Here is a 6,219-nt window from a genome sequence, read left to right on the forward strand (position 1 = left end):
GGCGGGCCGGGGACGGGGGGGGTGGGCGTGGGGGCGTCGTTGTCAGACACGATGTTCTCCTTGCGCGGTCGCTCCGCGGGAGGGGGAAAGGACGTTGCTCAGCCTAGTTCACTCACCCGGCGTCTGCGTCGGCTCGGGGCTGGGCGTCGCGTCCGGAGAGGTGCTCTCGGACGGGGCGGGAGACGGCGTCTGGGTCGGGGTCGGCTCCGGCGCTGTCACCTGTGCGTGCACCGCCTGACTGGCGAGCGCACCCACGACGATGAGCGAGCCGACGACCGCAGCCACGATCGTGTCACGTCGGCGACGACGGATGGTCTTGGCGTTCCACGCGCTGCGGGCCGCATACAGCCGCGCACGCTCGGCGTCGGTACGTGTGCGCTGGGGAGAGCGGGAACCGCGTGCTGCCATGGGTGTCCTCCTGATCCGGTCGTGAGCGAGCCTACCCGGGCACCGCCCGGTGTCCGCCTCGCCTACTAGCCTGGACGGATGACTTCCGCGCCCCTCCTGTCGGGACAGACCCCGCTCGCCGTGCGCATGCGACCGGTCTCGCTCGACGAGGTGGCCGGGCAGCAGCACCTGCTGCGTGCGGGCTCGCCGATCGTCGCCCTCGCCGATCCGGACGCCAAGGCTCCCGGCGCGGTCTCCATCATCCTCTGGGGGCCGCCCGGCACCGGCAAGACGACCCTCGCGCAGGCGATCGCCCGCTCGTCGGGGCGCCGATTCGTCGAGCTGTCGGCGATCACCGCAGGTGTGAAGGATGTGCGCGAGGTCATGCAGGAGGCGGTCACGCAGCGCGACCTGTACGGGCAGACGACGATCCTCTTCCTCGACGAGATCCATCGCTTCACCAAGGCGCAGCAGGATGCCCTTCTGCCCGGCGTCGAGAACGGCTGGGTCATCCTCATCGCGGCGACCACCGAGAATCCGTCCTTCTCGGTGATCTCGCCGCTGCTCTCACGATCGCTGCTGCTGACGCTCAAGCCCCTCACCGACGAGGACATCGGCGTGCTTCTCGACCGCGCGGTCGGCGATGCGCGGGGCCTCGCCGGGGCGGTCGCGGTCTCGGACGACGCCAGGGCCACGCTGATCCGGCTCGCCTCCGGCGACGCTCGCCGCGCCCTCACCGGCCTGGAGGCAGCGGCGGCGGTGGCCGTCTCGAAGCACGAGGAGGCCGAGGAGACCGTCGTCTCCGACGAGGCCGTCGCGCAGGCCGTGGATCGCGCGCTGCTGCGGTACGACCGGCAGGGTGACGAGCACTACGACGTGATCAGCGCCTTCATCAAGTCGATCCGCGGTTCGGATCCCGATGCGGCGGTGCACTACCTGGCGCGCATGATCGAGGCAGGGGAGGACCCGCGCTTCATCGCCCGCAGGCTGGTCATCTCCGCCGCGGAGGACATCGGCCTCGCCGACCCTCAGGCGCTGAGCATCGCGACGGCCGCGGCGGACGCCGTCGCCTTCATCGGGATGCCCGAGGGGCGCATCCCTCTGGCCGAGGCGACCATCTACCTCGCGACGACCGCGAAGTCGAACGCGGCCTACACGGCGATCAACCAGGCGATCGCCGACGTGCGGTCCGGAGGATTCGGGCGTGTTCCGATCCACCTCCGCGACGCGCACTACGCGGGCGCGAAGCGCCTCGGGCACGGCAAGGGCTACCGCTATCCGCACGACAGCGACGCGGGCATCCTCGCGCAGCAGTACCTCCCCGACGAGCTCGTCGGGCGCCGCTATTACGAGCCGAAGAACCTCGGTGCCGAGCGCGACATCGCGCCCCGGCTGGAGCGCATCCGCAAGATCCTCGGTGACCGCTGAGACGCTCAGCCCGATCTGTTAGCATTGACCGGCTCGAAACCGAGTTTTCGGGCATCCCTCTCTCCTGCACCACTTCCTGACGCGCCCCGGCGTGCGCGACGAGAAGGAGGAAGCGAGGCGATACGCCCGTGAGGCGCGAAAGACGCGTCCACGTCACGGAAGGAACACTTCGTGGTCACGAAGTCCCAGGACCGCCGTAAGGTCCGTCTCAGCCGTGCGCTGGGAATCCCGCTCACCCCGAAGGCCGCCCGCTACCTCGAGAAGCGTCCCTACGCTCCCGGCGAGCACGGCCGCACCAAGCGCAAGGCCGACAGCGACTACGCCGTCCGTCTGCGTGAGAAGCAGCGTCTGCGCGAGCAGTACGGCATCCGCGAGAAGCAGCTGCGCATCGCGTTCAACGAGGCCCGTCGCAAGGACGGCCTGACCGGTGAGAACCTGGTCGAGCTGCTCGAGATGCGTCTCGACGCCCTCGTGCTGCGTGCCGGCTTCGCCCGCACCACCGCGCAGGCTCGCCAGCTGGTCGTGCACCGTCACATCCTCGTCGACGGTCAGCTCGTCGACCGCCCGTCGTTCCGCGTCAAGCCGGGTCAGCTCATCCACGTCAAGGCCAAGTCGGAGGCTCTCGAGCCGTTCCAGGTCGCAGCAGCCGGCGGTCACGCCGAGGTCCTGCCCCCGGTTCCGGGCTACATCGAGGTCGAGCTCGACAAGCTGCAGGCACGCCTGGTGCGTCGCCCGAAGCGCGCCGAGGTCCCCGTGACCTGTGAAGTGCAGCTCGTCGTCGAGTACTACGCAGCTCGATAAGACACTGCGTGCCTGAGCGGGTTGAAGGCTCGCACGAGAGGCGTCGGGGTTTCCCCGGCGCCTCTCGTCGTAGGATGGAGCGATGAAGAGACTGTCCTGGTTCCTGATCGGCGTGATCGGCGGTTTCGTCGCCGCCCACTTCATGAACAAGGATCCCCGCGGACAGGAGATCTTCGCCGACCTCGACGGCAGGCTGTCGCAGGTCACCGCCATCATCGGCGACGCGTATCGGCAGCAGGAAGCCCGCCTGTCCGACCCCGCAGACGACTGATCCCGATTCCACCCGCCGCGCGCACCGACGCGGCACTCCCACGCAAGGAATGCCACGAGCTCTATGAAAACTGCGGATATCGCGCAGCGTTACCTCGACTACTTCGAGAAGAACGACCACCTCATCGTCCCGTCGGCATCTCTCGTCAGCGATGACCCGTCGCTGCTCTTCACCGTCGCCGGCATGGTGCCGATGATCCCGTACCTCACCGGAGTCGTTCCCGCTCCGCACCCGCGCATCGCCGACGTGCAGAAGTGCATCCGCACCAACGACATCGAAGAGGTCGGTCGCACCGCACGTCACGGCACGTTCTTCCAGATGCTCGGCAACTGGTCGTTCGGTGACTACTTCAAGGAAGGCGCGATCCGCTACGCCTGGGAGCTGCTCACCTCGTCCGAGGCCGACGGCGGGCTGGGCTTCGACGAGAAGGACCTCTGGGTCACCGTCTACGAGACCGACGACGAGGCCGAGACAATCTGGCGCGACATCATCGGGCTGAAGCCCGAGCGCATCCAGCGACTGGGCCGTGCGGACAACTACTGGAACACGGGCCAGCCCGGCCCCGGCGGCCCGGACTCGGAGATCTTCTTCGACCGCGGACCGGCTTACGGCAAGGACGGCGGCCCGGCCGCAGACGACTCCCGCTTCCTCGAGATCTGGAACCTCGTGTTCATGCAGGACTTCGTCGAGAACGTCCGCGGCAAGACCGAGTTCGACATCGTCGGCGAGCTGCCGATGAAGAACATCGACACGGGCATGGGTCTCGAACGCGTCGCCTTCCTCAAGCAGGGCGTCGAGAACATGTACGAGACCGACCAGGTGCGTCCGGTTCTCGACCGCGCCGTCGAGCTCTCCGGCAGGAAGTACGGCGCCGTCCACGAAGACGACGTGCGCTTCCGCGTCATCGCGGATCACGTGCGCTCGTCGCTCATGCTGCTCTCCGACGGCGTGCGACCCTCCAACGAGGGCCGCGGCTACATCCTGCGCCGCCTGATGCGCCGCACCGTGCGGTCGATGCGGCTGCTCGGCGTCGACGCGCCGTCGTTCCCCGAGCTCTTCGAGGCGTCGAGGGATGCGATGAAGTCGGCCTACCCGGTGCTCGAGACGGACTGGTCGACGCTCTCGTCCGCCGCGTTCGCCGAAGAGGAGACCTTCCGCCGCACGCTCGCTCAGGGATCGACGATCCTCGACCTCGCGCTGGACGACACGAAGAAGAAGGGCGGCGCCATCCTCAGCGGCTCCGAGGCCTTCCTGCTGCACGACACGTACGGGTTCCCGATCGACCTCACGCTCGAGGTCGCCGAAGAGGCGGGGCTCGACGTGGATCGCCCCGCGTTCGACGCGCTCATGAAGGAGCAGCGCGACCGCGCCAAGGCCGACGCCCGCAACCGCAAGCGTCAGCTCGCCGATGTGTCGGTGTATCGCGAGTTCCGCGCGCTGGGCGAGACCGGTTTCGCCGGCTACACCGACCTGCAGACCGAATCCCGGGTTCTCGGGCTGATCGTCGACGGCGCCCCGGCGCAGACCGCGTCCGAGGGGCAGGTCGCCGAGGTCATCCTGGCCGAGACCACGCTGTACGCCGAGTCGGGCGGCCAGGTGGCCGACAAGGGCACGATCGTGGGCGCCGGGTTCGAGCTCGACGTGCTCGACGTGCAGCGCCCGGTGCCCGGCCTCATCAGCCACACTGTGCACGTGGCCACGGGCTCGGTCGCGGTCGACGACCGCGCGACCACCGTGGTCGACGCCGCCAACCGGCGTGCGGCTCGGCAGGCGCACTCGGCCACGCACCTCGTGCACGCGGCTTTGCGCGACACGCTGGGCAAGACCGCGACCCAGGCGGGCTCGCTCAACCGCGCCGGCTACATGCGCTTCGACTTCTCGTGGACGCAGCCGCTGTCGCTCGACACCCGGTCGGAGATCGAGGAGATCACCAACCGCGCGGTGAACGACGCCCTCGAGGTGACGACCCGCATCGTCTCGCTCGACGAGGCCAAGGAAGCCGGCGCCATGGCGCTGTTCGGCGAGAAGTACGGCGACGTGGTGCGCATGGTCGATATCGGCGGCCCCTGGTCGCGTGAGCTCTGCGCCGGAACGCACGTGCAGACCAGCTCCGAGATCGGACTGGTCAGCCTCGTCGGCGAGTCATCGGTCGGCGCGTCCAATCGCCGCATCGAGGCGCTGGTCGGTCAGGATGCGTTCCGCGAGCTCGCCGCCGAGCGCACCGTGGTCTCGCAGCTGACCTCGGCCCTCAAGGCACCCCGCGACCAGCTCGGCGCCCGCATCGAAGAGCTGCAGGCGAACCTGAAGGCCGCCGAGAAGCGCATCGCCCAGTTCGAGGCGAAGGAGCGCGAGGGCCGGGTTCCGGCTCTCGTCGAGGCCGCGTCGCAGGTCGGCGGCTACCGTGTGGCATCCGCCTCGCTCGGTGAGGTCGGCTCGGCCGACGACATCCGCACCCTCGCTTTGAGCGTGCGCGAGCGTCTCGGCTCCGACGCGGCGGTGGTGGCCTTCGGCGGCATCGTCGCCGGCCGGCCGATCGTCGTGGTGGCGACGAACGACGCAGCCCGCGCCGCCGGAGCCAAGGCGGGTGCCCTCGTGCGCATCGCGGCCGGCATGCTCGGCGGTGGCGGCGGTGGCAAGGACGACGTCGCTCAAGGCGGGGGGACGGATGCTTCGGCTCTGGACGCCGCGCTCTCGGCGATCGTCTCGGAGTTCGGCGGAGCGTGAGCGGCTTCCGCCGCGGAACCCGCATCGGGATCGATGTCGGGAAGGCGCGCGTCGGCGTCGCCCGGTGCGATCCCGACGGCATGCTGGCCGTGCCGGTGGAGACCGTGCCGCGCACGGATGCGTCGATCGATCGCATCCTGCAGCTCATCGCCGAATGGGAACCGGTGGAGATCGTGGTGGGTCTGCCCGTGAACATGCGCGGTGCGGAGACGCTGTCGACCGCGGACGCACGCGGCTTCGCCGAGGAGCTGCAGCGGCGTTCCGGCCTCGACGTGCGCATGGTGGACGAGCGACTCAGCACTGTCAGCGCCCACTCCGCACTGCGCGCTTCAGGGCGAACGCAGAAGAAGTCTCGTAGCATTGTCGACCAAGTGGCCGCAGTGGTGCTGTTGCAGCATGCCGTGGACACCGAGAAGAGCACCGGAATGCCCGCCGGTGCGTTGATCCCCTCTGCCCAGGAGCCGCCCAGCGATGTCTGACCCGAACGATCGCAGATCCGACTCGCTCGGCGAATTCTTCGACAACGTTCCGACGGCTTCGACGCCGCTGCCCGAGCGTGCCGCCCACGACGAGCCCGCGCCCGGTTCGCGCCGAGCGCTGCGTCAGGC

Annotated in this window: 6 protein-coding genes; 5 read left to right on the top strand and 1 reads right to left on the bottom strand. The window is 69.3% G+C overall.

Features of this window, described 5'->3' with window-relative positions; all coding sequences use genetic code 11:
- Positions 1 to 108 precede the first annotated feature (108 nt).
- Complete coding sequence (locus RT309_RS13170; protein WP_313357727.1) at positions 109 to 408, bottom strand: hypothetical protein; 300 nt, start codon at positions 406 to 408, stop codon at positions 109 to 111.
- Between the two features lie 78 nt (positions 409 to 486).
- On the opposite strand from RT309_RS13170, the gene RT309_RS13175 reads away from it, so the two are divergent.
- The 5 genes from RT309_RS13175 to ruvX all read left to right on the top strand — a co-directional run bounded on the left by RT309_RS13175 (position 487) and on the right by ruvX (position 6,090).
- Entirely contained in the window at positions 487 to 1,815 is a 1,329-nt protein-coding gene (locus RT309_RS13175) for a replication-associated recombination protein A (protein ID WP_313357729.1), read from the top strand.
- A gap of 171 nt (positions 1,816 to 1,986) precedes the next feature.
- Positions 1,987 to 2,616, top strand: a complete 630-nt coding sequence (rpsD, locus tag RT309_RS13180) for a 30S ribosomal protein S4 (protein ID WP_313357731.1) — start codon at positions 1,987 to 1,989, stop codon at positions 2,614 to 2,616.
- Positions 2,617 to 2,698: 82 nt separating this feature from the next.
- The gene (locus tag RT309_RS13185) at positions 2,699 to 2,887 is read left to right on the top strand and encodes a hypothetical protein (RefSeq protein ID WP_313357733.1); all 189 of its coding nucleotides are present in this window, start codon (positions 2,699 to 2,701) and stop codon (positions 2,885 to 2,887) included.
- 63 nt (positions 2,888 to 2,950) lie between these two features.
- Positions 2,951 to 5,611 carry an alanine--tRNA ligase gene (alaS, locus tag RT309_RS13190; protein WP_313357735.1) on the top strand — a complete coding sequence of 887 codons (2,661 nt, stop codon included), beginning with the start codon at positions 2,951 to 2,953 and terminating at the stop codon, positions 5,609 to 5,611.
- Positions 5,608 to 6,090 carry a Holliday junction resolvase RuvX gene (gene ruvX / locus RT309_RS13195; RefSeq protein WP_313357737.1) on the top strand — a complete coding sequence of 161 codons (483 nt, stop codon included), beginning with the start codon at positions 5,608 to 5,610 and terminating at the stop codon, positions 6,088 to 6,090. Before alaS ends, ruvX begins: the two co-directional genes overlap by 4 nt.
- Positions 6,091 to 6,219 lie beyond the last annotated feature (129 nt).

The sequence above is a fragment of the Microbacterium sp. genome, from assembly GCF_032084865.1.
Lineage (GTDB): Bacteria > Actinomycetota > Actinomycetes > Actinomycetales > Microbacteriaceae > Microbacterium.

Bases quoted from the DNA above. Each gene is read 5' to 3' on its own strand.
- RT309_RS13170 (WP_313357727.1), bottom strand. From the start codon at position 408: ATGGCAGCACGCGGTTCCCGCTCTCCCCAGCGCACACGTACCGACGCC.
- RT309_RS13175 (WP_313357729.1), top strand. From the start codon at position 487: ATGACTTCCGCGCCCCTCCTGTCGGGACAGACCCCGCTCGCCGTGCGC.
- RT309_RS13185 (WP_313357733.1), top strand. From the start codon at position 2,699: ATGAAGAGACTGTCCTGGTTCCTGATCGGCGTGATCGGCGGTTTCGTC.
- alaS (WP_313357735.1), top strand. From the start codon at position 2,951: ATGAAAACTGCGGATATCGCGCAGCGTTACCTCGACTACTTCGAGAAG.